23 protein-coding genes are annotated in these 25507 nt (G+C 52.9%); 14 read left to right on the top strand and 9 right to left on the bottom strand.

Annotated elements, in window-relative coordinates; translation table 11 throughout:
* Positions 1 to 243 precede the first annotated feature (243 nt).
* On the top strand, positions 244 to 1962 hold the full coding sequence (locus N7268_RS03950; RefSeq protein WP_260861849.1) for a DUF4153 domain-containing protein: 1719 nt from the start codon (positions 244 to 246) through the stop codon (positions 1960 to 1962).
* Between the two features lie 48 nt (positions 1963 to 2010).
* Here N7268_RS03950 and hslO read toward each other — a convergent pair whose 3' ends face one another.
* The 4 genes from hslO to igaA all read right to left on the bottom strand — a co-directional run bounded on the left by hslO (position 2011) and on the right by igaA (position 6192).
* Entirely contained in the window at positions 2011 to 2889 is an 879-nt protein-coding gene (hslO, locus tag N7268_RS03945) for an Hsp33 family molecular chaperone HslO (protein WP_198907083.1), read from the bottom strand.
* A 24-nt stretch (positions 2890 to 2913) separates the two neighbouring features.
* Positions 2914 to 3315 (bottom strand): ribosome-associated heat shock protein Hsp15, encoded by a 402-nt coding sequence (hslR, locus tag N7268_RS03940; RefSeq protein ID WP_260861848.1) that lies wholly within the window; start codon positions 3313 to 3315, stop codon positions 2914 to 2916.
* Positions 3316 to 3325: 10 nt separating this feature from the next.
* The gene (yrfG, locus tag N7268_RS03935; RefSeq protein WP_260861847.1) at positions 3326 to 3994 is read right to left on the bottom strand and encodes a GMP/IMP nucleotidase; all 669 of its coding nucleotides are present in this window, start codon (positions 3992 to 3994) and stop codon (positions 3326 to 3328) included.
* Positions 3995 to 4056: 62 nt separating this feature from the next.
* Positions 4057 to 6192 carry an intracellular growth attenuator protein IgaA gene (igaA, locus tag N7268_RS03930; RefSeq protein WP_260861846.1) on the bottom strand — a complete coding sequence of 712 codons (2136 nt, stop codon included), beginning with the start codon at positions 6190 to 6192 and terminating at the stop codon, positions 4057 to 4059.
* A 322-nt stretch (positions 6193 to 6514) separates the two neighbouring features.
* Between igaA and nudE the strand changes: the two genes are divergently transcribed.
* Positions 6515 to 7075 carry an ADP compounds hydrolase NudE gene (gene nudE / locus N7268_RS03925; protein WP_198907141.1) on the top strand — a complete coding sequence of 187 codons (561 nt, stop codon included), beginning with the start codon at positions 6515 to 6517 and terminating at the stop codon, positions 7073 to 7075.
* Positions 7076 to 7145: 70 nt separating this feature from the next.
* Here nudE and mrcA read toward each other — a convergent pair whose 3' ends face one another.
* Positions 7146 to 9698, bottom strand: a complete 2553-nt coding sequence (gene mrcA, locus N7268_RS03920) for a peptidoglycan glycosyltransferase/peptidoglycan DD-transpeptidase MrcA (protein WP_260861845.1) — start codon at positions 9696 to 9698, stop codon at positions 7146 to 7148.
* Positions 9699 to 9818: 120 nt separating this feature from the next.
* Here mrcA and N7268_RS03915 point away from each other — a divergent pair, with 120 nt between their 5' ends.
* From N7268_RS03915 to trpS, 12 genes are all read left to right on the top strand, one after another.
* The gene (locus N7268_RS03915) at positions 9819 to 10598 is read left to right on the top strand and encodes a DNA utilization protein HofM (protein WP_260861844.1); all 780 of its coding nucleotides are present in this window, start codon (positions 9819 to 9821) and stop codon (positions 10596 to 10598) included.
* Complete coding sequence (locus tag N7268_RS03910; protein WP_260861843.1) at positions 10598 to 11140, top strand: PilN domain-containing protein; 543 nt, start codon at positions 10598 to 10600, stop codon at positions 11138 to 11140. Before N7268_RS03915 ends, N7268_RS03910 begins: the two co-directional genes overlap by 1 nt.
* Positions 11124 to 11585 (top strand): hypothetical protein, encoded by a 462-nt coding sequence (locus N7268_RS03905; protein ID WP_260861842.1) that lies wholly within the window; start codon positions 11124 to 11126, stop codon positions 11583 to 11585. The genes N7268_RS03910 and N7268_RS03905 overlap by 17 nt, the downstream gene beginning before the upstream one ends.
* A complete protein-coding gene (locus tag N7268_RS03900) occupies positions 11575 to 11976 on the top strand; it encodes a DUF2531 family protein (RefSeq protein WP_260861841.1) in 402 nt (133 codons plus the stop codon). Before N7268_RS03905 ends, N7268_RS03900 begins: the two co-directional genes overlap by 11 nt.
* Positions 11891 to 13129 carry a DNA uptake porin HofQ gene (gene hofQ, locus N7268_RS03895; protein ID WP_260861840.1) on the top strand — a complete coding sequence of 413 codons (1239 nt, stop codon included), beginning with the start codon at positions 11891 to 11893 and terminating at the stop codon, positions 13127 to 13129. The genes N7268_RS03900 and hofQ overlap by 86 nt, the downstream gene beginning before the upstream one ends.
* Before the next feature lie 403 nt (positions 13130 to 13532).
* Entirely contained in the window at positions 13533 to 14054 is a 522-nt protein-coding gene (aroK, locus tag N7268_RS03890; RefSeq protein WP_003023552.1) for a shikimate kinase AroK, read from the top strand.
* 57 nt (positions 14055 to 14111) lie between these two features.
* Positions 14112 to 15200 (top strand): 3-dehydroquinate synthase, encoded by a 1089-nt coding sequence (gene aroB, locus N7268_RS03885; protein ID WP_260861839.1) that lies wholly within the window; start codon positions 14112 to 14114, stop codon positions 15198 to 15200.
* Positions 15201 to 15296: 96 nt separating this feature from the next.
* On the top strand, positions 15297 to 16616 hold the full coding sequence (gene damX / locus N7268_RS03880; protein WP_260861838.1) for a cell division protein DamX: 1320 nt from the start codon (positions 15297 to 15299) through the stop codon (positions 16614 to 16616).
* 117 nt (positions 16617 to 16733) lie between these two features.
* Positions 16734 to 17570 carry an adenine-specific DNA-methyltransferase gene (gene dam / locus N7268_RS03875; protein ID WP_198907095.1) on the top strand — a complete coding sequence of 279 codons (837 nt, stop codon included), beginning with the start codon at positions 16734 to 16736 and terminating at the stop codon, positions 17568 to 17570.
* 17 nt (positions 17571 to 17587) lie between these two features.
* Complete coding sequence (gene rpe / locus N7268_RS03870) at positions 17588 to 18265, top strand: ribulose-phosphate 3-epimerase (RefSeq protein WP_260861837.1); 678 nt, start codon at positions 17588 to 17590, stop codon at positions 18263 to 18265.
* The gene (gene gph / locus N7268_RS03865) at positions 18258 to 19016 is read left to right on the top strand and encodes a phosphoglycolate phosphatase (protein WP_260861836.1); all 759 of its coding nucleotides are present in this window, start codon (positions 18258 to 18260) and stop codon (positions 19014 to 19016) included. The genes rpe and gph overlap by 8 nt, the downstream gene beginning before the upstream one ends.
* Positions 19009 to 20013 (top strand): tryptophan--tRNA ligase, encoded by a 1005-nt coding sequence (trpS, locus tag N7268_RS03860; RefSeq protein WP_260861835.1) that lies wholly within the window; start codon positions 19009 to 19011, stop codon positions 20011 to 20013. Before gph ends, trpS begins: the two co-directional genes overlap by 8 nt.
* 76 nt (positions 20014 to 20089) lie before the next feature.
* Here the strand turns inward: trpS and cysG are convergent, their stop codons facing one another.
* The 4 genes from cysG to nirB all read right to left on the bottom strand — a co-directional run bounded on the left by cysG (position 20090) and on the right by nirB (position 25335).
* Positions 20090 to 21463: a siroheme synthase CysG gene (gene cysG / locus N7268_RS03855; protein ID WP_260861834.1), complete on the bottom strand. Its 1374-nt coding sequence runs from the start codon at positions 21461 to 21463 to the stop codon at positions 20090 to 20092.
* A gap of 11 nt (positions 21464 to 21474) precedes the next feature.
* A complete protein-coding gene (gene nirC / locus N7268_RS03850; RefSeq protein WP_260861833.1) occupies positions 21475 to 22284 on the bottom strand; it encodes a nitrite transporter NirC in 810 nt (269 codons plus the stop codon).
* A 184-nt stretch (positions 22285 to 22468) separates the two neighbouring features.
* Positions 22469 to 22795: a nitrite reductase small subunit NirD gene (gene nirD / locus N7268_RS03845; protein WP_198907108.1), complete on the bottom strand. Its 327-nt coding sequence runs from the start codon at positions 22793 to 22795 to the stop codon at positions 22469 to 22471.
* The gene (nirB, locus tag N7268_RS03840; RefSeq protein WP_260861832.1) at positions 22792 to 25335 is read right to left on the bottom strand and encodes an NADPH-nitrite reductase large subunit; all 2544 of its coding nucleotides are present in this window, start codon (positions 25333 to 25335) and stop codon (positions 22792 to 22794) included. The genes nirD and nirB overlap by 4 nt, the downstream gene beginning before the upstream one ends.
* Positions 25336 to 25507: the final 172 nt, after the last annotated feature.

Genomic DNA, 25507 nt, shown 5'->3' with positions numbered 1-25507 from the left:
AGAGGCAGATATTATGGCAGGAAACCATTTTTTGTTGTGGAAAATGTTCTTAAAACGTTAATGGAGAGTGTATTTGGCGGAAATGTTGTGAGTGTAATCGCATTCATGTAAGAAAAATACGTAACTCAAACATCAACAATATCGATTCACTTCGCTCAGTCATCGTCCGAAATCGGTCCGGTGGTGCTCAAAATTGTGAAGTTGATGCGATAATTAGGTTTTCACTTCATTGCGGATAACAACATGGACAGTGTTGAACTTTCACGCACAACCCGCTGGGGCATGATGTTTGTCGGCCTGCTGCAAGGCGTACTGTGCTACCTACTGATGACATACCTCATCCCTCATAATAGCGCCTGGTTGTTCTATGGCTTGCCCGTTACGATTGCGCTGACGTCAGCGCTTCTGTTGACGGTTGTTTCTTTTAAGCAGCGAGCGCTGTGGTATTGGATGGCGCTGCTCTTCGTTGTCGTTCTGGCGATGAGCATGTGGCTGAAGTGGAGTGTGACGGGCAGCAGACAGTGGTGGCAGGATGACGTGTTTTTTGTCTATGGCTGGCGTTTGCTGCTGATGGAGATGCTGGCGTTACCGTGGATTCAATATCAACTCTACGCGCGTACCGGACAGGGACGCTATCCGCAGTTTTATACACAGCTATGGCTTAACTCGCTGACGCTGCTGATCGTCTTTATTGCCAACGGCCTTTTCTGGATGGTGCTCCTTTTGTGGAGCGAGCTCTTTAATCTGGTTGGCATTACCTTCTTTAAAACACTTTTCTTTGATAGCAACTGGTTTGGTTATGTGGCGTTTAGCCTGATTACGGCACTGGCGGTGATTCTGGCTCGCACGCAGTCGCGTCTGATTGCAGCCGTACAAAAGTTACTGACGTTTATTGCAACAGGTCTGCTACCGCTGGTCGCGCTGTTAGCGCTGATGTTTATTGTGACGCTGCCTTTTACCGGGCTGGAGGCTATCTCTCAGCGGATTTCTGCAGCGGGTTTGCTGTCAACGCTGACGTTGATTCTGCTGTTGCTCATGGCGATGGTGCGTGAGCCGCAAAAAGAGGCGTTACCTTATCCCAGCGCATTACGCTATCTGGTCAAGTTTTCGCTCGTTGTCGCGCCCCTTTATATGCTGATTGCCGGTTGGGCGCTATGGGTGCGAATTCATCAGTATGGCTGGACGCCTGAGCGTTTGCATGGCGTGTTGGTCGTTGTGGTGTTGCTGGTCTGGTCGCTTGGCTATCTGGCGAGTCTTTTACGCCGCGGGCGCAACCCGCTTGAAATTCAGGGTAAGGTTATCCTCGGTGTCTCATTGCTGATTTTGGCGCTCTTGATTCTGCTGACATCGCCGGTACTCGACGCCTGGCGCATTAGTGTTAATAGCCATATGCGTCTTTATTACAGCGGGAAAATTAAACCAGATCAGGTCAGCCTGTATATGCTGGATCACAGTGGAAAACCGGGACGAGCCGCACTGGAAGCATTACAAAAGGACGCGGCGTTCAATCAAGACAGTAAGCGCAGGCGTGACTTAAATTCCCTGCTGCAAGGGAATCGCGATCCCATTCAGAATCTGAGTACCACCCAGTTAGCGCCGAAGGTGATGATCGCACCGGGCAGCAAGAAACCCGATGAAACCTTCTGGACGTTTGCCAAAAAGCAGAGTTACCGCATTACCTCTTGCATTGAGCAGGACGCGTGTGTGCTTGTTGATCAGGATCTCAATGCTGATGGTTATCCTGAGCAGGTGTTATATGCCTTTGGTGATGGTGAGAGTCTGGTTTTTGGCAGAAAAGAGAACAAATGGACGCTTATCGCGGTAGCCCAGTTGCCTGAGGGATTCAATAAGGATCAACTGTTGCAGGTGGTGGCTAACCAGAAACTGGATTCGGCTCCCCGGGTCTGGCGGGATATCACCATTAATGGCGAGCGGCTCAAGATGACGTTCTACGACGAGTAAGCGTGCGTGATATTGCCCGGCAGACTGGACGGCTGCCGGGCTCAGAACTTAGTGTACCTGCGGATCAGCCGGGGAGGCGTTGCTGCGGATCTCCGCAATATCCATGGCGTTGAACAGATAATGGCTACCGCAGTAATCGCAGTGCATATCGATCTCACCTTCTTCCGCCAGAATGCTGTCCACTTCTTCGTCCGGCAGCGTTTTCAGTGCGCCTGCGCAACGTTCGCGTGAGCAGGTGCATTTGAACTCAACGTCTTGCGGATCGTAGAGGGTGACCTCTTCTTCATGGTACAAGCGCCACAGCACTTCATTGGCCGGCAGCGTCAGCAGCTCTTCTGCTTTGATGGTTTCGGTCAAAGCGGCAAGGTGATCGAAATCATCCGCCTGCGCATTTTGCGCTGGCAGTACCTGCAGCAGCATACCGCCTGCCGCGGGTTTACCCTCGACATCACCGGTGCGGATAAACAGACGCGTCGGCAGCTGTTCTGAGCGCATGAAGTAATCTTCCAGACAGGCGGCCAGCGTGTCGCCTTCCAGACCTACCACGCCCTGATAGCGCTCGCCTTCTTCCGGCGAAATGGTGATCACCAGATAGCCGTTGCCCACCAGCGTTTTCAGGTCGGCATCGTCAGGGATATCGCCCTGGATACGCGCCACGCCGCGCATCTGTTGATTGTTGTTGCCGTTAATTACCGCCAGGCTTAGCGGGCCATCACCTTGCAGTTGCACGGTGATATCACCGGCAAACTTCAGCGTCGCGGTCAGCAGGCTGGTGGCAACCAGCAGCTCTGCCAGTACGTTTTTGACAGGCTGCGGGTAAGTATGGTTTTCGAGGATCTGTTGCAGGGTTTCCGAAACGGTTACCAGCTCGCCGCGCACGGCAAAGTTTTCAAACAGATAACGATGTAATTGGTCATGTTGCGGCATAATCATCTCTCTTGCAGGTGACAGTCATTCACTGTCGCCGTGTTTAAATCGTAACAGGTCGCGGCGCTCTTTTTTGTCCGGTCGCCTGTCCGGGTGCGGCATAGTTAAAGCGTTAAGTTTACGCGCCAGCGCCATTTTTTCGCGTTTTTCGACGCTTTCCGCCGTTTCTTCATACAGCGTCACGGCTTCCGTTGCCGGGCGACGCTGCTCGGTAATGGCTTTGATAATGACCGTGCGCTCGTCATTACCCTGACGTAAGGTGAGGGTGGCGTTCAGCTCGACAATCTTACCTGGCTTGCTGCGCTGCCCGTTGTAATGCACCTTACCGCCTTCAACCATTTCGCGGGCTAAGGCACGCGTTTTATAAAAGCGTGCTGCCCACAGCCATTTATCCAGCCTGACTTCAACAGAGGGCTTCTCTTTCATGGCATCTCCTTCACATCAGTGAGGGGATCAGTCGGCGGTAGTCATTCAGTGACGGATGGCGTGCATACTGTTTTTCCGCAATACCTGAGTCGGGATTGGTCACGCCGAGGCAATAACGAATGCCGAATTGAGCAGCGGCGTCGAGAATAGGCTCACTGTCGTCAATAAACAGCGTCTTCTCGGGGCACATTCCCGTTTCTTCAGCCACAGCGTGCCATAACCGCTGATCCTCTTTGGGATAACCAAATGTGTGGGTGGAAAGTAATAAATCAAGGTGTGAGGCCAGACCGGTATGCTCCAGCTTCACCGCCAGGTTATGCGGATGCGCATTAGTGAGCAGAATACGCCGCTTCCCGCAGGCTTTTAAGGCATCAAGAAACGGTACGGTATCTTCACGCAGCACTGCACGGGGACCTTGAGCTGTCGTCATGGCGCAAATGTCCAGACCCAGGCGCTCACTCCAGTAATCCAGGCAGTACCAGTTTAGCGTATGCTGTACCGCATGATACTGCTGGCGAATGAATTCCTGAGCTTCTTGGGGAGAGATTCCCTGTCGGGCGCCATAGGTTTCTGGCACCAGTTTTTGCCAGAAATAGTTATCGAACGCCAGATCGAGTAGCGTGCCGTCCATATCCAGCAAAACGGTGTCAACATTTTGCCAGGCGATATTGATATGCATGGAAACTCCCCAGAGGAAAACGTGATGCGCGACAGGGTAGCATACTCCATCGCGCAGACGTGTTATCGAATCAGGCTTTCCGGGTCGTCAATCAGCGTGGGATTCAGGCAGTTTTCGTAATATTCCTGAATTTCTCTGATGCGAGAGCGATGACGCTGATAGCGTCTGAACGCCTGAACGCTGTTGTAGACAGCGCAGCCCAACATGGAGAACATCAGCAATGTGGTGCCGAGGTAACGCCACAATCCTGAACGATCCGGGATGCGGTGCAGGCCAATGTGCTGAGTGCCGTTGGCATCGGTCGCGATATTGGTGACGATGCCTTCAGCGCGAAATGGCGTTTGCATCAGCATCTGGGCCAGGCGCTGGAAGGCGTTCCATTGCTCTTGTGGCGGATAATCATACAGCGAAGTTGACGGCCAGGGCTGATCGACCAGGTCACTACCTTCGTCGCTGATAATCAAAAAGCCACCCGGAGCAGGGCTGTTGAGGGCCTGAGCCGCTCGTGCGGTCTCACGTGAAATAAAGGGCGCCGTCGAGGTATTCACCAGATTATCCAGCGACTCTGCGCTCACCGGGCGCAGTAACACATTCACACCGTCCAGTTTACCGGCGTTTGCCCGCTTAACCAGCGCGGTCCAGTCTTTGCTGTTCCCCAGGTTGACCAGCGCGTTTTTCAGGCGCACACATTCATCCTTGGCGGCACACAGGTCAGCGGTTTTCAGGACGATCTCACCGAAGTCATCAATCAGTACCATGCCGGATTTTTGGATAGCCGAGCGTAACGATGCGCTGACCCGGGAATCATCATCGGGTTTGGGATGAAGCTGCCGGTTGACCGCCTGCGTTAGCGCGGTGGCTTTATTCACCAGGTCGGATTCGGGCAACGGCAGCGCGCGGGCATCGTTCCAGATAATCTGCGAGCAATCGAATGGCATGAAAGGCGTGGTGGGCAGGCTGCTCCAACTGCCAGGCATATGAATATTACACATCCCCGTACCGCTCAGATGCAATGTGTCGCCAACGCGTACGCCCGCGTTTTCGAGCTGCTTAACGCTGGTGGCCTCAATCGTTTGGGCGCCTTTCATCCACGAAATCGTGAATTTAATCGGCATATCCAGCGGAACCCAAAACAGCAGCATCAGTAATACCAGCAATGCGCCGCCCGTGATGACAGCGCTGCGTAACCAGTGCTGTAATGGGAAGTTTTTCACTTCATCATGCAGGGATAAAAATCGCCCCTGGCGGACGACGTGGCGATCCAGATAAATGTCGATATCCGTCTGCTGCCCGAGGTCCTGCGCAATGTAGGGTTGCCAGTGAGGCGGGTAGATCAGATCGATAATACCCAGAGAGATATTATTAATTTGTTCCTGGTCGTTTTCGCCAAACAGCCCCCAGCGACGCGGCGTTCCGCGCAGGCAATGGATTTCCCGCAAAGCGGTTTTAGACGGTGGAGCGAACAGCCCCCAGAGACCTGCCGCCAGCAGCAATACCGCGCCGCCAGCCGTCCAGGGCACAAACGTATCGGGCATTATCAAACAGAAAAAAAACAGCAGGAACGACGCCGCAATCAGTAATGCCTCACGCAGACCGGTTGGGCGGCTAAGCGCGTATTCTTCATGTGTTTCCTGGCGAATATTCAGCAGTTCAATCTGCTCGCTCTCTTCGCCACGAATCGACGCCTGCGTGGAGGTGGTGTGCTGTAACGCATAGCCACGCGCTTCCTGCATATATTCTTGCAGCGTGTGACCATTCAACGAGATCACTAATGGCAGCGTATTTGTGTGGATCAGCTCAACGCTGTTTTCGTCATTAATGTATTGTTCCCAGAACGGCGGTAAATGCACTTCAACCGAGTCAAGATAGTAACGCCACTTGTTAGGATCGTCGGTGGTGATGCCATAGCGTGTAATGGAATGGGTCAGGATGATGACGCTATTGCTTTGGGCATTCAGTGTGAGTGACACCGGTGCGGAGCTGGCTCCTGTTGGACCAGGAACCTGCTGAATTTGACTCAGGTTTTCGAGATAGTTTTCGACCGCACCGCGCTCTTCGGGTGTCAGTTTACGCTTAGAAGCATCGGAGAAGACGTTACTCCAGGGTAATTTTTGCCGCCTGGGTTTGGATCGGATTAGCCATCCTGCAAGCAATGAGCAGGCCAGCAAAGCAACGAAAAAAATCAGAATGGTGCTCATGCTTTCCCCATCTTACTTAGTCTGTCAGGCGTGGCGAGTCGCACCCTGTTCTCTTATCGTGATTCTGTGGTTGGCTATCGGCAAGCGTGGAGTTGAACTTGAGCGGTTTTCATTACAGCCCAGTAACTGCGAATCATAGCAAAATCACTAAAAACGGGATATCAGCAAATTCCTGGAGTTATTTCAAGCTATTGACTTTTAATTTGAATTGAGAATCAACGTCTGGTACGTTACATAAATGTAAATAAATCGCAATTCACATTGCCGAAACCGTGCGGTATATCGCACAATGACCCCAGATTTCACAGCAAAGATCCTCATGATGAGCAAATCATTACAAAAGCCCACGATTTTGAAAGTGGAAACCGTCGCACAATCCCGGCTATTTAAAGTCGAAAGCGTGGACCTTGAGTTCAGCAACGGCGTACGCCGTGTCTATGAACGTATGCGACCGTCCACTCGCGAAGCGGTAATGATTGTGCCGATTGTGGATGATCACCTGATCCTGATTCGCGAATATGCGGTTGGAACAGAATCTTATGAACTGGGTTTCTCCAAAGGATTAATCGATCCCGGTGAAAGCGTGTTTGAAGCGGCAAACCGGGAACTGAAAGAAGAAGTGGGATTTGGTGCAAAGGATTTGACGTTTCTGAAGAAACTCAGCATGGCGCCATCTTATTTCTCCAGCAAGATGAACATTGTGGTGGCAGAGGATCTTTATCCTGAATCGCTGGAAGGCGATGAGCCAGAACCGTTGCCGCAGGTTCGCTGGCCGCTGGCGCATTTGATGGATCTGTTAGAAGAGCCGGATTTCCATGAAGCGCGTAACGTGAGTGCGTTGTTTCTGGTGCGCGAATGGCTGAAAGGGCAGGGGCGGCTGTAATGTTGTCTGCCCGGTAGCGGCCATCCTGAATGTACGAAGAATAAAAAAGGCGCCGAAGCGCCTTTTTTGATCAGAACAATTCGTGTGTTTCACCGTTATCGATAATGGTGGTTCCCACTTCATGTACCGCCTGCTGCGTAGGCTGAGTCCCCTCAATGAAATACTCTTCGCGGCTGTTGCCACCGTTCGCCAGTTGGCCGGTGCTGCGGTCGATATTGACCGTCACGATGCCGGGCGGAGGCGTTAACGGCTGTTCAGGCACACCTTCCAGCACGGATTTCATGTAGGCATCCCATGCAGGTTGCGCACTCTTTGCGCCGCCTTCGTAACCGGAAATTTGGTCTTTGATCGCGCCGGAAGCCGTCGTATGGCCGAGATCACGGCGATGGTCATCAAACCCGATCCATACCGAGGTCACGACCCCTGGGCCATAACCGGAGAACCAGGCATCTTTCGAGCTGTTGGTAGTCCCGGTTTTGCCGCCGATATCCCGGCGTTGTAAATCACGGCCTGCACGCCAGCCGGTTCCCATCCAGCCCGGTTCACCAAAGATGTTGGTGTTTAACGCGCTTTTGATCAGGAAGGCCAGCGGCGTGTTGATCACGTGTGGAGCGTATTCCTGTACGCCACTCTGTGCGACCAGCGCCTGGTTAGCCTGTTCCAGCTGTGGCATTGGGACGGCGGCGTTTTGCTTCTCCTGAGAAACCGCGACGTCTTCAACGTTACTGTTTTCCAGCACGTTGGATTTCTGGGTATCGCCATAAATCACCGGAATGTCACACTCCGGGCAGGCAATTTTCGGCTTCGCCTCGAAGATCACGCCACCCAGATCGCTTTCGATCTTACTGATGAAATACGGATCGACCAGGAAGCCACCGTTAGCCATCACCGCATAACCACGCGCTACCTGCATTGGCGTAAACGATGCGGAACCCAGTGCAAGTGATTCAGTGTGAACAATGTTTTGCGCCGGGAAGCCGAAACGTTGCAGATATTCTGCTGCGTAATCCACACCCATCGCGCGCATCGCACGCACCATCACCACGTTCTTCGACTGGCCCAGCCCCTGACGTAATCGGATAGGTCCGGCATATTGCGGTGGTGAGTTTTTCGGCTGCCAGTCAGAACCGGCACCTGCATCCCAACGGGAAATCGGCACGTCATTCAACATACTGGCCAGCGTCAGACCTTTATCCATCGCGGCGGTATAGAGGAAGGGTTTGATGTTCGACCCGACCTGACGTAGCGCCTGGGTAGCACGGTTAAACTTACTTTGGTTGAAATCAAAACCACCGACCAGTGCCAGCACCGCGCCGTTTTGCGGGTTGATGGAGACCAGGGCGGAGTTAACGTCCGGTACTTGCGCCAGCCACCAGGCGTCACCAACCTGGCGTACCCAGATTTGCTGACCAGCCTGTACGACATCAGTCACTTTACGTGGCGTCGGGCCTTGCTGTGTATCAGAACGGTATGGACGCGCCCAACGCACACCTTCCATACGCAGCGCCACGGAAGTGCCGTCTGCCAGCGTAGCGGTGGCTTCCTGCGCACTGGCGCTGGTGACCACGGCCGGCAGCAGCGGTCCGTAGGTTGGCAGCGCTTTCAGCGAATCAGTGATTTTCCTGGTGTCCCAGCTGCTTTCGCCCACTTTCCACAGCACATTTGACGGGCCGCGATAGCCGTGGCGCATGTCGTAATCCAGTACGTTGTTGCGCACCGCCTGCTGTGCAGCCTGCTGTACTTTGCGTGTGATGGTGGTCGTGATGCGATACCCGTCTTCATAGGCTTTTTCACCATAACGGTTATACATCTCCTGACGCACCATCTCAGACAAATACGGTGCGGAGAAGGCGATTTCCGGGGCGTGGTAGTTCGCATCAATGGCTTCGTTGCGCGCCTGTTCGTACTGGGCCTGCGTAATGTAGTTCTCGCTCAACATACGTGACAGCACGACGTTACGGCGTGCGGTCGCCCGATCCATTGAATAGAGCGGGTTGAATGTGGACGGCGCTTTGGGCAGACCGGCAATCACGGCCATCTCGCTTAGGCTCAACTGGTCAACGGTCTTACCAAAATAGACCTGCGCTGCGGCGCCCACGCCGTAGGCGCGGTATCCCAGATAGATCTTGTTCAGATAAAGCTCGAGGATTTCATCTTTACTCAGCAACTGTTCAATGCGGATCGCCAGGAACACTTCTTTGATCTTACGCATCAGCGTACGTTCCGGGCTGAGGAAGAAGTTTCTCGCCAACTGCTGGGTGATAGTACTCGCCCCTTGCGAGGCATGACCGGAGAACAATGCGACGCTGGCAGCACGGAAAATCCCCACCGGGTCAACGCCGTGGTGCTCATAAAAGCGGCTGTCTTCTGTCGCGATAAAGGCTTTAACCATTTCCGGCGGCATCTGATTCAGCGTGACCGGAATTCGACGTTTTTCACCATATTGTGCAATCAGCTCGCCGTCAGCGCTGTAAACCTGCATCGGGATCTGCAAACGCACATCTTTTAATGTCGCGACGTCAGGTAATTGCGGCTCAATATAGCGATAAAGGCCATAAATCGAGCCTGCTCCCAGCAGGATGCAACATACTGCAAGGATTAATAAATACTTTACGAACTTCACTGGAGATTTCCCATTTAGTGGCATTTGGGCAGTTTATAAACAAACGCGCGGTAGTATAAAGGCAAGCCAGACGCATTGATATACCCGTTAGAGTAACGGGTGATAAGGAGATCATTCGCAATGGCTTTCAGTATCTGGAAAATTGGTTTGCATATTCAGCAACATGACGTGCTGGCGGTCGCCGTCGTTCGTGGCGCCTCCGGGTGGTATCTGCAGCGCTGGTGGCGTATGCCGCTGGCGCCTCAAGTGATCGTGGATGGGCATATCCGCGAACCTGAGCAGCTTACCGCCGTACTACTGCCATGGAGTCGCGAGCTTCCTCTCAGACACCATATCCATCTCTCTTTTCCCGCCAACAGGACGTTACAAAAAAGGGTTCCACGCCCGGCAATGACGTTGCGTGAACCAGAACAAACGGCATGGTTGTCCGGGGCAATGGCTCGTGAACTGGATATGTCGCCGGCAGCGCTGCATTTTGATTATAGTGAAGACACGTTGAGTCCGGCGTTTAACGTGACGGCGGCGCAAAGCAAAGAGATTTCAACACTGCTGGCTCTGGTACAAACGCTGAAGGTACACGTGACGGCCGTTACGCCTGATGCCAGCGTGTTACAACGCTTTATTCCTTATCTGCCCGCACAACAGCAGTGCCTGGTCTGGCGGGATGACGTGCAGTGGCTATGGGCGACCCGTACGGCGTGGGGTCGCAAATCGGCAGGCGATATTGCCGGTATTAACGATCTCGCGGCAACATTATCACTGACACCAGAAGAGATTGCGCGGTGCGAGCCGGGTGGTTTTGACCCCTTAAGCGCGGTGTCAGTTCGCCAGCCCCCCATTCCTCCTGAAAGCCACCTTTTTACGATTGCTCTCGGGCTTGCCCTGGGTGGGATGTACTGATGGCTGCGGCAATCAACCTTCTGCCCTGGCGTCAGTCGCGGCGATCAACCTGCCTGCGGTTTTGGGGGGCGTTATTTAGCGGTTCGCTACTGTTCATTGTCAGCTGGGCGTTGATCTATTGCGCTACTGTTCGCAGCGTGGAGCACCGGGTTAATTCTGTGCTGATCGATGCTGAAAAGAGGCGTGCCGATGCGCTTATGGCAATAAAACCGCGTCTACAGTTGCGCCAGCAACAATGGCAGCAGGCGCAGCAACGTAACAGGCAACGCGACCAGACACGAAGCTGGCAACCCTTTCTGGAAACGCTGGCGACCCTGTTACCAGAGCAGGCCTGGTTAACAAAAATCACCTGGCAGCAAAATACGCTGGAGCTGGTCGGGAATACGCTGAACTTTACTGCGCTACAGCTGCTGGAAACACAATTACGCCAACAGCCATTTTTTCAGCTGGGTAGCCCGGGCGAAACGCAGCAAGATGCACAAGGTCGCTGGCAGTTTCACTACCGTCTCATACGGAGCGTTACGCATGATAGCGCTTTGTGATGGCTGGTTAATGCAGTCGCCGCGGTTTCGGCTCGCCTGTTGGAGCGGCTGGAATGTTGGCTTGCTCATCATTTTCGCGCTGTGTCTGCTTCGCCCGGCGGCGCAAGACCGGAATGCACAGCGAGAAGCACTGGAACAGCAACGTATCCTGATTCAAGCGCAGTGGCGGAGTGTGTATCAGGTGGCTACCTCTGTTGATAAGGCTGCTGAAGAGAAGATCGTGCCTTTTTCTGCGCTGGATTTTCAGTCCCCCCAGACATACCTGACCCACTGGCAACCCTCCGCGTTGGGCGGTGAGATGACGCTGAAATCAGCCTGGTATGCTATCCCGCCAATGTTCGCCCGGCTGGCAGAACAAGGAATGAAGGTGGAGCGGTTTTCTCTCAGTGCAGAAGATGCCGGGCTGCTGTTCATGCTGCAACTGGAGCGCGTGAATGAAGGTTAAGCGCTGGCTGTTAGTCTGTTTGAGCCTGCTGATCCTGACCGGTATGCGCGATCCCTTCCTGCCGCCCGAAGATCGTTGCCACATACCAGAGTTGTCGATGTGGCGTTATCAGGGCGCGGTGAGCCGGGGGGAGCGGGTGATTGGTCTCGTTCAGGATGGTAATCACCGATGGTGGCGGGTCGAAAAGCACGACGTCCTGAATAGCAACTGGGTTATCTCCGAGGTTTTGACGCAGAGCTTAACCATCGATACAGGAAAAGAGTGTGAGCCGTCACGCTGGCAGTGGCAACGACAAGGAGAAGTGAATGAAGCGATGGATAGCAATCGTGCTGATGGCCGTTATACCGGGCGCGCTGGCGGGGAAAGTGCAAAACGTGACACTGGTGGTTGATGATGTTCCTGTGGTTCAGGTATTGCAGGCACTGGCTGAACAGGAGCAGAAAAACCTGGTGGTTTCACCGGATGTCAGCGGTGTGGTGTCATTGCATTTGACGGATGTACCGTGGAAGCAGGCATTTCAGACGGTGGTGAAAAGCGCGGGTCTGGTATTGCGCCAGGAGGGAAACATCCTGCATGTGCATTCTGTTCGCTGGCAAAATGAAAATGCGGCACGGCAGGAAAGCGAGCTGGCCCGGGTTCAGGCCGGTCTCCCGCTGGAGCAACGCAGCATTATTTTGCAGTACGCAGATGCGGCAGAACTGGCAAAAGCCGGTGAGAAGTTGCTGAGTGCCAAAGGCAGCATGACGGTCGATAAACGGACCAACCGGTTACTGTTGCGTGATAACCACGTTGCGCTGATCGCGCTGGAAAAGTGGGTGGCGCAAATGGATTTGCCCGTTGAGCAGGTTGAACTGGCGGCACACATTGTCACCATTAATGAAAAAAGCCTGCGTGAGTTGGGCGTTAAGTGGTCGCTGGCTGATGCCCAACAACCTGCGGCCGTGGGGAATGTCACGACGCTCGTCAGCGATCTCTCCGTGGCGACGGCGACCTCCCGGGTCGGGTTTAATATTGGTCGTATAAATGGGCGTTTGCTCGAGCTGGAGCTGTCCGCGCTGGAACAAAAACAGCAGCTCGATATTATCGCCAGTCCACGGTTACTGGCTTCTCACCTGCAACCTGCCAGTATTAAGCAGGGCAGTGAAATCCCTTATCAGGTCTCCAGTGGTGAAAGTGGCGCGACATCCGTTGAGTTTAAGGAGGCTGTGCTGGGGATGGAGGTCACGCCAACTGTGCTACGAAAAGGGCGCATTCGCCTGAAATTGCACATCAGCCAAAACGTTCCCGGGCAGGTACTGCAGCAAGCCGATGGGGAAGTGCTGGCTATCGACAAACAAGAGATAGAAACGCAGGTTGAAGTAAAAAGTGGAGAAACGATCGCCCTGGGAGGGATTTTTTCCCACAAGAATAAATCCGCGTCAGACCGTGTGCCGTTGTTAGGTGATATCCCTTGGCTGGGTTATTTATTTCAGCATGATGGTAAAGAAGACGAACGGCGTGAGCTGGTGGTGTTTATCACGCCCAGACTGGTTCCGACAGAATAAGTTATGCATGAAAAACCGTTGTTTTTGCACTGAACACGTTTCAGGGATTTGACGTGGGGGTGTATTTAGCATACAAGGAGTACCGATTTGAGCGTCGGTACATTTCTTTACTTATGCAGCGATGAACACGCTTTCCCTTTCTGGTGGTGTGTCATTGGTTTATTTGGCGTGATTTGTCTACATGATACATTGCCTGGCCTGATGTTTACGGGGCAGCAGACTTGTCGCGACCAGAAATGGCAAGGTTTGGTGATTTATTCAGTTGCCAAACCCGCTGGAGTATTGAGATAATTTTCAGTCTGACTCTCGCAATATCTTATGAGGTTTCAGTTCATGTCCTGCTGCGCTGAGTGTCTGCGAAGCGGGTTTACCATTAACGAATAGTCTTAGTAGTACCGAAAAAATGGCAGAGAAACGCAATATCTTTCTGGTTGGGCCTATGGGTGCCGGAAAAAGCACTATTGGGCGCCAGTTAGCTCAACAACTCAATATGGAATTTTACGATTCTGATCAAGAGATTGAGAAACGAACCGGAGCTGATGTGGGCTGGGTCTTCGATGTAGAAGGTGAAGACGGCTTCCGTGATCGCGAAGAAAAAGTCATCAACGAGTTGACGGAAAAACAGGGTATTGTGCTGGCAACTGGCGGTGGCTCTGTAAAATCACGTGAAACACGTAACCGTCTTTCCGCGCGTGGCGTCGTGGTCTATCTTGAAACGACAATTGAAAAACAACTTGCGCGTACGCAACGCGACAAGAAGCGCCCGCTGCTGCAGGTAGAATCGCCGCCTCGTGAAGTTCTCGAAGCGTTGGCCGACGAACGTAATCCACTCTATGAAGAGATTGCTGACGTGACCATTCGCACTGATGATCAGAGCGCTAAAGTCGTGGCAAACCAGATTATTCATATGTTGGAAAGCAACTAATTCTGGCTGAATACACACTCGTCTGCGGGCACAAGTAATTAAGGTGGATGTCGCGTCATGGAGAGGATCACAGTCACTCTTGGGGAACGTAGTTACCCCATCACCATCGCGGCTGGTTTGTTTAATGAACCAGCTTCATTCTTGCCGCTGAAATCGGGCGACCAGGTTATGTTGGTGACCAACGAAACTCTGGCTCCTCTTTATCTCGATAAAATTCGCGGCGTACTTGAACAGGCGGGTGTCAACGTTGATAGCGTCATCCTTCCCGATGGCGAGCAGTACAAAAGCCTGACGGTTCTGGATACGGTTTTCACGGCGTTACTGCAAAAACCGCACGGTCGCGATACCACGTTGGTTGCCCTTGGCGGCGGCGTGATTGGCGATCTTACCGGTTTTGCCGCAGCCAGCTATCAGCGTGGTGTGCGTTTTATTCAAGTCCCGACAACCCTGTTATCGCAGGTTGATTCCTCCGTTGGCGGCAAAACCGCCGTAAACCATCCCCTCGGTAAAAACATGATTGGCGCGTTTTACCAACCGGCCTCCGTGGTGGTGGATCTCGACTGTCTGAAAACGCTTCCTGCGCGTGAACTGGCATCGGGTCTGGCGGAAGTGATCAAATACGGCATTATTCTTGACGGTGACTTTTTCAACTGGCTGGAAGAAAATCTGGACGCATTATTACGTCTGGATGGTCCTGCAATGGCGTACTGTATTCGTCGTTGTTGTGAGCTGAAAGCAGAAGTTGTCGCAGCAGACGAGCGCGAAATGGGCTTACGTGCTTTACTGAATCTGGGACACACGTTTGGCCATGCGATCGAAGCTGAAATGGGTTATGGCAATTGGTTACATGGCGAAGCCGTCGCAGCAGGTATGGTAATGGCTGCTCGTACGTCAGAGCGTCTGGGGCAGTTTACTGCCGCGGACACACAGCGGATCATTACGCTGCTTGAGCGAGCAGGATTGCCGGTGAATGGGCCGCGTGAAATGTCCACTGAGGCTTATTTGCCGCACATGCTGCGTGATAAAAAAGTGTTGGCGGGAGAGATTCGTTTAGTGCTTCCGCTGGCTTTAGGGAAGAGTGAAGTACGCGGCGGAGTGCCGCATGAAGTGGTTCTTAACGCGATTGCTGATTGCCAGCAGGCGTAACAACAAGAAAGGTCAGGCTTGCGTTGCAAAGCGTAAGTCTTTTAGCTTCAGGTTATGTGCAACGTCGTAAGCAGTAACCTTTGAGTGGGGTGTTAAATGGATGAATTCAAACCAGAAGACGAGCTGAAACCCGATCCCAGCGATCGTCGTACTGGTCGTTCTCGTCAATCGTCTGAACGCGATAATGATCCGCAAATCAATTTTGATGATATTGATTTGGATGCTGATGATCGTCGTCCGGCAAACGCACGTAAAGAGCGTGACGAAGAGCAGGACATTGAAGAAGACTATGAATCTGATGACGATGCCGTGGATGAAGAGCGTGTAGAGCGCCGTCCGCGTAAGCGCAAAAAAGCCGTCAGTAAACCTGCCTCTCGTCAGTACATTATGATGGGCGTGGGGGTTCTGGTGTTGCTGCTGTTGATCGTCGGTATCGGTTCAGCGCTGAAGGCCCCCTCATCTTCCTCTTCCAGCTCCAGTGATCAGACTGCGTCTGGTGAGAAGAGTATCGATCTTTCTGGCAACAACGCGACCGATCAGGCGAGCACAACTCAGCCTGCGACGGGCGCTGAGCAGACTGCGGGCAATACGCAGCAGGATGTTTCTCTGCCACCGATTTCCTCCACGCCGACGCAAGGCCAGACTCCGGCAGCAACGGAAGGGCAGCAGCGTGTTGAAGTTCAGGGCGATCTGAACAATGCGCTGACGCAGCCGCAAGGTCAGGAACAGGTCAACAATGTCGTGGTGAACTCTACGCTGCCGACCGAGCCTGCGACCGTGGCACCTGTTCGCAATGGTAGCGCGGCGCGTCAGACTGCGACGACGGAACCTGCAGAACGTCACACGGCTTCTCGTCCGGAACGCAAACAGGCCGTTATTGAGCCGAAGAGCAAACCGCAGACGACCGTGAAAGCGACGCCGACAGAGCCGAAACCAGTCGCTCAGGCAAAACGTACTGAACCGACAGCACCTGCTGCATCGACGACAACGACGAAAGCACCTGTGGTTACCGCGACGCCAAAAGCCACCACTGAGCCGAAAGCAACCGCAAGTACGACGCCTGCTCAGACTCAGACTGCAACTCCAGCGCCGACTACGTCAACACCGGTCGCTGGCGGAGCGAAAAGCGCAGGGAATGTGGGTGCGTTAAAATCAGCGCCATCCAGTCATTACACGCTGCAGCTCAGCAGTTCTTCTAACTACGACAACCTGAATGGTTGGGCGAAGAAAGAAAACCTGAAAAACTATGTGGTGTACCAGACGACGCGTAACGGTCAGCCGTGGTATGTTCTGGTGACGGGTGTGTATGCGTCTAAAGAAGATGCGAAACGCGCGGTGTCTACCTTGCCAGCGGATATCCAGGCTAAAAACCCGTGGGCAAAACCGCTGCATCAGGTTCAGGCAGATTTGAAGTAAGATAGGCTATGTTCTGCAATTGTTCGATGTTTCGCCCAATTGCGGGACAAAGACTAAAGCGCAGGATGCTGTCGGAGCTTTCTCCACAGCCGGAGAAGGTGTAATCAGTTAGTCAGCATGAAAAAAAATCGCGCTTTTTTGAAATGGGCAGGGGGAAAATACCCCCTGCTTGATGATATCAAACGACATTTGCCCCAGGGCGAGTGTCTGGTTGAACCCTTCGTGGGTGCAGGGTCGGTGTTTCTCAACACCGACTTTTCTCGTTATATTCTTGCCGATATCAACAGCGACCTTATCAGTCTCTATAACATTGTGAAGCTACGTACCGATGAGTATGTACAGGCTTCACGCGAACTGTTTATGCCAGAAACCAATCAGGCCGAGGTGTACTATCAGTTTCGGGCAGAATTTAACGCCAGTCAGGATCCGTTTCGACGTGCAGTCTTATTCTTGTATCTGAACCGTTTTGGCTATAACGGTTTGTGTCGCTATAACCTGCGCGGCGAATTTAACGTGCCGTTTGGCCGTTATAAAAAACCCTACTTCCCGGAAGCCGAGTTGTATCATTTTGCCGAGAAAGCGCAGAATGCAGAGTTTCATTGCCTCTCGTATGAAGAGTGCATGGATCGTGCTGATACCAACTCTGTGGTCTATTGTGACCCACCTTATGCACCGCTTTCGGCGACGGCGAATTTCACTGCGTATCATACCAACAGCTTTAGCCCGAAAGAGCAGGCGCATCTGGCACAGATGGCAGAAAAGCTGGTCAGTAAGCAGATCCCAGTGTTAATTTCGAACCATGACACGCCTGATACCCGTGAGTGGTACAAAACGGCGAAACATTTCCAGGTCAAAGTGCGGCGCAGTATAAGCAGCAACGGCGGCACACGTAAAAAGGTGAACGAACTGCTGGCGCTCTATAAACCAGGAGTCGTAACGCCTGCGAAAAAATAATTCTCAAGGAGAAGCGGATGAAACAGTATTTGATCGCCCCCTCAATTCTGTCGGCTGATTTTGCCCGCCTGGGTGAGGACACCGCGAGAGCACTGACTGCCGGTGCTGATGTCGTGCACTTCGACGTCATGGACAACCATTATGTACCGAACCTGACCATCGGACCGATGGTACTGAAATCGCTGCGTAAATATGGAATTACTGCCCCTATTGATGTTCATCTGATGGTGAAGCCGGTTGATCGTATCGTCCCGGACTTTGCTGCTGCGGGCGCCAGCATCATTACGTTTCACCCTGAAGCTTCTGAGCATGTCGATCGCACCCTGCAACTGATCAAAGAGAATGGCTGTAAGGCGGGTCTGGTATTCAACCCGGCAACGCCGCTGAGCTATCTGGATTATGTCATGGACAAGCTGGATGTGATTCTGCTGATGTCCGTTAACCCAGGCTTTGGTGGGCAGTCCTTCATTCCACAAACGCTGGAAAAATTACGCGAAGTCCGTCGCCGCATCGATGAGTCCGGTTATGACATCCGTCTGGAAGTCGATGGTGGTGTTAAGGTGAACAACATTGGTGAAATCGCGGCGGCAGGCGCCGATATGTTTGTGGCGGGCTCTGCGATTTTCGACCAGCCGGACTACAAAAAAGTCATTGATGAAATGCGTAATGAACTGTCGAAGGTAAGTCATGCATAAGTTTCAGGAAATTCGGGGCGTTGCATTTGACCTCGATGGCACGTTGGTTGACAGCGCGCCAGGATTAGCTGCCGCGGTAGATATGGCGTTGTATGCGCTGGAACTGCCGGTGGCCGGTGAAGACCGCGTCATTACCTGGATTGGTAACGGTGCAGATGTATTGATGGAGCGCGCGCTGGCCTGGTCCCGTCAGGAGCGTGCCACATTACGTAAAACAATGGGTAAACCGCCCGTTGATGATGATATCCCCGCCGAAGAACAGGTGCGTATTTTGCGTAAGCTGTTCGACAGGTATTACGGCGATGTGGCAGAAGAGGGGACATTCCTGTTCCCTGGCGTTGCCGACACGCTGGGCGCGCTGCACGCAAAAGGGCTGCCGCTAGGTCTGGTGACGAACAAGCCGACGCCGTTTGTCGCTCCCTTGCTCGACGCGCTGGATATCGCCAAATACTTTAGCGTAGTCATCGGTGGTGACGACGTGAAAAACAAAAAGCCGCATCCGGATCCGCTGCTGTTAGTGGCTGACCGGATGGGGATTGCTCCCGCGCAATTGCTCTTCGTTGGCGATTCGCGCAATGATATTCAGGCCGCAAAAGCTGCGGGTTGTCCTTCCGTTGGCCTCACGTACGGTTATAACTACGGTGAAGGGATAGACCTCAGCCAGCCAGATATCATTTACGACCGCATTAATGACCTTCTGCCCGCACTCGGGCTTCCGCATAGCGAAAATCAGGAATTAAAAAATGACTAAGCCCATCGTTTTTAGTGGCGCACAGCCCTCAGGTGAATTGACCATTGGCAACTATATGGGTGCGCTGCGTCAATGGGTAAACATGCAGGATGACTACCATTGCATCTACTGTATCGTGGACCAGCATGCTATCACCGTCCGTCAGGATGCACAGAAGCTGCGTAAAGCAACGCTGGATACGCTGGCTCTTTATCTGGCGTGTGGTATCGATCCTGAGAAAAGCACCATTTTCGTTCAGTCCCACGTACCGGAACATGCTCAGTTAGGCTGGGCGCTGAACTGCTACACCTATTTTGGTGAACTGAGCCGTATGACGCAGTTTAAAGATAAATCTGCGCGTTACGCTGAGAACATCAACGCCGGTCTGTTTGACTACCCGGTACTGATGGCTGCCGATATTCTGTTGTACCAGACGAATCTGGTGCCGGTAGGTGAAGATCAGAAACAGCACCTGGAACTGAGCCGCGATGTTGCCCAGCGTTTTAATGCGCTGTATGGCGATATCTTTAAAGTGCCTGAGCCGTTTATCCCGAAATCGGGCGCGCGCGTGATGTCCCTTCTGGAGCCGACGAAGAAAATGTCTAAGTCGGACGACAACCGCAATAACGTGATCGGCCTGCTGGAAGACCCGAAATCGGTCGTGAAGAAAATCAAACGTGCAATGACCGATTCCGAAGAGCCACCGGTTGTCCGTTATGATGTCCAGAATAAAGCGGGTGTGTCTAACTTACTGGATATCCTCTCTGCCGTGACTGACCAGAGCATCCCTGAGCTGGAACAGCACTTCGAAGGCAAAATGTATGGTCATCTGAAGGGCGAAGTCGCAGAAGCTGTTTCAGGTATGCTGACTGAGCTGCAGGAACGTTATCATCGTTTCCGCAACGACGAAGCTTTCCTGCAGCAGGTGATGAAAGATGGCGCGGAAAAAGCCAGTGAGCGAGCATCTGCAACTCTGAAAGCGGTGTACGAAGCGATTGGTTTTGTCGCCAAGCCGTAAACGTACGTCATCGAGAGCCAAAAAAACCGGGAGATCCCGGTTTTTTTATTCGTGTTATTGCGGTGTTTTTGGCGAATTAATGATTTGAGAACCAGTTCAGCTTATCGCGCAGTCCGACAACGCGACCCACAATAATCAGCGCCGGGCTTTCAACGTGTTTTGCCAGTTCGCCCAATTCCGTCAGCACGCCATTAACGACGCGTTGTTTCACGGATGTCCCGTTTTCTACCAGCGCGACTGGCATGTCTGCCTGCATACCAAATTCGATCAATTTTTCCTGGATAGTTGCGGCCTGATTCAGGCCCATATAGAACACCAGGGTCTGTTTCTCTGCCGCCAGGTTTTCCCAGTCCAGCTCACCACCGGTTTTCAGGTGTCCGGTGACCAGACGTACGCTCTGTGCGTAGTCACGGTGAGTCAGGGGAATACCGGAATAGGCGGAGCAGCCGGAAGCGGCGGTAATACCTGGTACAACTGAGAACGGAATGCCTGCATGGCACAACGTTTCCAGCTCTTCGCCACCGCGACCAAAAATGAACGGGTCGCCGCCTTTCAGACGCACCACGCGTTTGCCTTGTTGCGCTTCACGCAGCAGGATCTGGTTAATCTCTTCCTGCGGTACGCAGTGGTAACCCGCGCGTTTACCGACAAATACCCGGTCCGCATCGCGGCGAACGAGATTCATAATCTCATCAGAAACCAGACGGTCGTAAACCACCACATCAGCTTGTTGAATTTGCTGCAGACCTTTCAGCGTCAGCAGACCCGCATCGCCTGGACCGGCCCCAACCAGCACCACTTCACCGCGATGATCCAGCGGTTCGCTGAGCAGCTGCTCGGTGGTTTCCTCTACTGCTTGCTGGTCGGCATTTGCCAGAGACTGCGCCAGACGGTCGTTAACGAACAGTTTTTCCCAGAAGCGGCGACGCTCCCCCATGCTGGCAAACTGCTTTTTCACCCGAGAGCGAAGCTGACCTGCATACTGCGCGACCTGGCCCAAATGCTGAGGTAATACGGATTCGAGTCTTTCACGCAGCAGACGAGCAAGAACAGGTGAGGTCCCGCCGGAGGAGACCGCCACCATCAGCGGTGAGCGGTCGATAATCGAGGGCATGATGAAACTGGCGGCTTTAGGGGCATCCACCACGTTACAGAAGATGCGACGGGTTTCGGCCGCGTGGCTAACACGTTGATTCACTTCATCATCGTCGGTTGCTGCAATAGCCAGCCAGCAAGGATCAAGAAGGGATTCATCGAACGGTCCCTCAACCAGCGTCAACATGCCTTCATTTGCCCATACGGTGAACTGTGGGATAAACGCCAGTGCGTTGACCGTAAGTCTGGCACCGGCTTCCAACAGTAACCGTGCTTTGCGTTCTGCGACATCACCACCGCCGACGATCAGGCAGTCACGGTCACGTAGTTGACAAAATATAGGCAAATGATCCACGACATTACCCCTTAATTATTGGCAGCAGCCTCAGTTTGGTTGATTTTTGCCGGAGCTGGACGCTCCGATTTTGGCGTAGCATACCAATAACCTAATCCCATGAATACGACACCGGACAAAGTATTACCTAGTGTTACCCACAGCAGATTATGACCAATTCCGGCCAGGGTATAGGCATCACTGTGGTGACCGAACCAGGAGAGCGCAAACAGCGTCATGTTGGCAACGGAGTGCTCATAACCGGAGGCGATAAATGCTAACAGGCACCACCAGATCGCCAGAAACTTCGCTGCGCCTTCAGTACGGATTGCCATCCAGATCGCCAGACAAACCAACCAGTTACATAATGCCCCTTTAAAGAACAGTACCGTGGCAGGTGCAGTGGTCTTTGCCAGCGCGACCGTATGGACAATGCTGGTATCGACCGGCAGCAGGCTCCCGCCGCCCCAGCTGTAAAGCAGGGCAACAAAGACGGAGCCCACCAGGTTACCCAACCAGGTTTGCGGCAGGATGGCCCACATCTGACCCTGGCTGATGGTGCCGGCTTTAACGCCAAGGGTCAGGAACATGGTATGACCGGTAAACAGTTCAGAACCGGCGATAATAACCAGTGTTAACGCAATACCGAAGGTTGCACCCATGACCAAAGGGCGTACAGACGGATCGAGTAAATTACCGAGGGTGAAAATAAGAATGATGCCGAGGCCGACGTAAGCCCCTGCCATTGCCGAACTGACCCAGAATCCGAGCGGATTATTTGCCGACAGGCGTGCGATGCGCGCAGCGTTAGCCGCACACTTATTAATAGTGTCTGTGAACATATGTTGATTACCCTTTTCTCACTTCATCCTTTGCACTGCCTCTTTGTTGGCTGTTCTGGCATTCCCCAGTCACGCCTGGGATTTGCTCAGTTGCCGCCGCGACGCCGCACAAATGATGTTGTGATAACAATTAAAATGAAAAAAAATTCAAAAAAGGGGAGGCGTTGCGCCTCCCAAAAATTCATTAACCGCGCAGTTGCACCGTGCCGTCTTTCACTCGCGCTTCGTAATGTTTCACGGAGAACTGTTCGTCTTCCATGCACAAGCCGTCGCTTAAACGAAAGCGCTGTTTTTTCAGCGGACTGGCAACCCACAGCTCACCCTGGTGCTCCGCAATTAATCCACGCGATAACACGCTGGATTCAAAGAACGGGTCGATGTTGCTGATCGCAAACACCTGATCGCTGTGATACGGGCGGAAAATAGCAACCTGCTCATTACCTAACAGAGCGCAGACGCCTGTTGCGGGCAGAATGTCATCGAGTTTGCAGATGTTTTTCCACTGGCTCATGCGTTTTCCTCCACCAGAGTCACCGGGATACGCTCATAAGGCGTGGCCGGACGATGTTGTTCACGTTCAGGCACAACCTGGACGTTCGGATCGCGTTGATCGCTGTTGATAAAGTGTTTGAAACGAACCTGAGCTGACGGGGTGTTGACGGTTTCCGTCCACTCGCATACCACCGCTTCACGCAGACGCGCCATCTCTTCTTCCAGATGTTCGTTCAGACCCAGCTTGTCGTCGATGATGACGGACTTCAGGTATTCGATACCGCCTTCCAGATTATCTAACCACGGTGCGGTACGGGTCAGTTTGTCCGCAGTACGGATGTAGAACATCATGAAGCGGTCGAGATATTTGAGCAGCGTTTCGCGATCGATATCCGCCGCCAGCAGATCCGCATGGCGCGGTTTCATCCCGCCGTTACCACAAACGTACAGGTTCCAGCCTTTCTCGGTGGCAATAATACCGACGTCTTTACCCTGCGCTTCCGCACATTCACGGGTACAGCCTGAGACACCGAACTTCATTTTGTGCGGGGTGCGGATGCCTTTGTAGCGATTTTCCAGCTCAACGCCGAAACCTACGCTGTCGCCGACGCCATAACGGCACCAGGTGCTACCTACGCAGGTTTTCGCCATACGCAATGCTTTGGCATAGGCATGACCGGTTTCGAAGCCAGCTTCAATCAGCTGACGCCAGATTTCCGGCAGATCGTCTTTCTGCGCGCCGAACAGGCCAATACGCTGAGAACCGGTGATCTTTGTATACAGGTTGAACTCACGTGCAATACGGCCTACGGCCACCAGACCTTCTGGCGTGATTTCGCCACCGGCAGAACGAGGAATGACAGAGTACGTCCCGTCTTTCTGGATGTTCGCCAGGAAGTTGTCGTTGGTATCCTGCAGCGGTGTGTGCTGCGGTTTCAGGATGTATTCGTTCCAGCAGGAAGCGAGCAGAGAGCCCACGGTCGGTTTACACACTTCGCAACCGTAACCTTTCCCGTGTTTTGCCAGCAGCTCTTCGAAGGTTTTAATGCCTTCCACACGGATAAGATGGAACAGTTCCTGACGCGAGTACGGGAAGTGTTCACACAAGTTGTTGTTAACTTCGATCCCCTGTTTCGCCAGTTCAGCGTTCAGCACCTGGGTAACCAACGGGATACAGCCGCCGCAGCCGGTACCGGCTTTGGTTTCGGCTTTCAGTGCGGCAACGGTGTGGCAGCCTTTGTTAATGGCGGCAACCAACATGCCTTTGGTGACGTCGAAGCAGGAGCAAATCTGCGCGCTGTCTGGCAGTTTATCAACACCGATAGATGGCTTACCACTGCCTGCGTGCGCTGGCAGAATCAGTGAATCCGGGTTTTCCGGCAGTTCGATGGCGTTCAGCACCAGTTGCAGCAAGTTGCCGTAATCGCTGGTGTCGCCGACCAGAACCGCGCCGAGCAGCGTTTTGTTATCTTTGCTGACGATCAGGCGTTTGTAGACTTCTTTGCTTTCATCAAGGTAGACATAGCTACGTGCGCCTGGTGTACGCGCGTGTGCGTCGCCGATACCGCCGACATCCACGCCCAGCAGTTTCAGCTTGGCGCTCAGATCGGCACCTTCAAAAGCGTTTTCAGTACCGAGAATATGGTCAACGGCAACCTGCGCCATTTTGTAGCCAGGCGCGACCAGACCATATACGCGGTTATTCCAGCTGGCGCATTCGCCAATGGCGTAGATGTCTGGATCTGAAGTCTGGCAGTTGTCATTAATCGCAATACCGCCGCGCTGAGCGACATCCAGACCGCACTGAGTGGCCAGTTTGTCACGTGGACGAATACCGGTGGAGAAGACGATGAAATCCACTTCCAGTTCACTACCATCGGCAAAGCGCATGGTTTTACGTGCTTCAGTCCCTTCCTGGACGATCTCTTTGGTGTTTTTGCTGGTGTGCACGCGCACGCCCATGCTTTCAATTTTGCGACGTAACTGCTCGCCGCCCATGTGATCCAGCTGTTCAGCCATCAACATTGGGGCAAATTCAATTACGTGGGTTTCTACGCCCAGGCTTTTCAGGGCACCCGCCGCTTCCAGACCTAACAGACCGCCACCAACGACTGCACCGCGTTTGCTGCGGCGCGCGCATGACTCGATAGCGTTAAGGTCTTCAATGGTACGGTAAACAAAGCAATCCTGAGTTTCCGAACCTTTAATCGGCGGGATCCAGGGGTAAGAGCCGGTCGCCATGATCAGCTTATCGTAATAAACCGTACGACCCGCGCTGGAGTGGATCACCTTCTCCTGGCGGTTGATAGTAATGGCGCGTTCACCGACCAATACTTTAACGCCGTGTTTCTCGTAGAATCCTTCACGCACCAAAGACAGTTCTTCAGCGGTGTGGTGAGAGAAGTAGGATGACAGGTGTACACGGTCGTACGCTTTGCGGGGTTCTTCACAGAAGACGGTAATATCAAAATTGGCAGCGTCGGATTTATCAAGAAGATCCTCAATAAAGCGATGGCCGACCATACCATTACCGATAATAGCGAGTCTGACTTTGCTCATTTTTGCCTCGATTTCTTTTCTATTACCGCCTACCTTAACGATTCAGCAACGTCACTTATTGATGCAAATCAAATTCGCCTTTATATACTCCTTAAGAGGTATGTGGCTGATTTGTCAGTATTTTTATAAGTCACGGAATTGACAGGCTTTTCGGTTTAGTACAAAAAGAATA

This window comes from Citrobacter sp. Marseille-Q6884 (genome assembly GCF_945906775.1).
Classification (GTDB): Bacteria; Pseudomonadota; Gammaproteobacteria; order Enterobacterales; family Enterobacteriaceae; genus Citrobacter.
The sequence above is the reverse complement of the archived record's forward strand: the minus strand, read 5'-3'. Positions and strand labels throughout refer to the sequence as shown.